The sequence below is a fragment of the Primorskyibacter flagellatus genome (assembly GCF_014638275.1).
Classification (GTDB): Bacteria; Pseudomonadota; Alphaproteobacteria; order Rhodobacterales; family Rhodobacteraceae; genus Pseudooceanicola; species Pseudooceanicola flagellatus_A.
Window position 1 is genome coordinate 1 of the sequence record NZ_BMFJ01000010.1, and the last position, 1,217, is coordinate 1,217.

The window sequence follows — 1,217 nt, forward strand, 5'->3', positions numbered from 1 at the left end:
TGATCCTCCCCCACTGAAGTGGTCCGACGTTATGTTTAGGAAAACGGAGGATCAGAATGGCTACGAAGCGGCACAAGCCGGAAGAGATTGTCACAAAGCTAAGGCAGATTGAGGTGCTGGTCGGCCAGGGGATGGCGCGGATCGATGCGATACGCGAGGTTCGCATTACCGAGCAGACCTACTACCGATGGCGCAAGCGGTATGGCGGAATGGGAACCGACCAGCTGAAAGAGCTCAAGCGGCTTCAGAAGGAGAACGAACGGCTCCGAAAGGCCGTTTCGGACCTGACGCTGGACAAGCTGATCTTGACGGAGGCGACCCGGGGAAACTACTGAGCCCCGCTCGTCGCCGTGCGTGCATCGATCATGTGCGGGACAAGCTTAGCATTTCGGAGCGGCGCGCCTGCCAGGTTCTGCACCAGCATCGCTCGACGCAACGCAAGCTGCCGAGGGGTCGTGATGATGAAGGTCGTCTGGTCACGGACATGATCGAACTGGCTCGCCAGTATGGCCGCTATGGCTATCGCCGGATCGCGGCTTTGCTCAGGGATGCGGGTTGGCAGGTCAACGACAAGCGTGTCGAACGGCTATGGCGGCGAGAGGGGCTGAAAGTGCCAGCCAAGCAGCCCAGGAAGGGCAGGCTTTGGCTGAATGACGGATCATGCGTCCGGCTTCGGCCGGAGTATCGGAACCATGTCTGGAGCTATGACTTCGTCCACTGCCGGACTGACGACGGCAAGGTGTTCCGGACGCTGAACATCCTCGATGAACACAGTCGTGAATGCCTGGCAATCAGGGTTGAGCGCAAGCTCAACGCCAACAGCGTAATCGACGCTTTGAGCGACTTGTTCATCCTACGGGGCGTGCCGACCTATATCCGGTCCGATAATGGCCCGGAGTTCGTGGCCCAGACTGTCAGGGATTGGATTGCCGCGGTCGGCGCCAGGACGGCCTACATCGAGCCAGGCTCACCATGGGAGAACGGATACTGCGAGAGCTTCAATGCTCGGTTCCGCGATGAAATGCTCAACGGAGAAATCTTCTACAGCCTGCGCGAGGCGCAGGTTCTGATCGAGCAATGGAGGAAACACTACAACACCAAACGACCCCACAGTGCTCTGGGCTATCGCCCTCCGGTTCCCGAAACCATCGTCCCGATGGACCGAAAGCCGGTCATGCACTAACACTACAACTGGACCACTCAGGTGGGGCTGATCA

At 59.0% G+C, this 1,217-nt stretch carries 1 protein-coding gene; it reads left to right on the forward strand.

Going from position 1 to position 1,217, the window contains the following annotated elements; genetic code table 11:
- Positions 1 to 56 precede the first annotated feature (56 nt).
- Positions 57 to 1,183, forward strand: a protein-coding gene (locus tag IEV87_RS22715) for an IS3 family transposase (protein WP_188479901.1) whose coding sequence is annotated in 2 segments (ribosomal slippage) — positions 57 to 321 and positions 321 to 1,183 — 1,128 coding nt in all. Because the reading frame shifts where the segments join, the coding sequence is not laid out codon by codon here.
- Positions 1,184 to 1,217 lie beyond the last annotated feature (34 nt).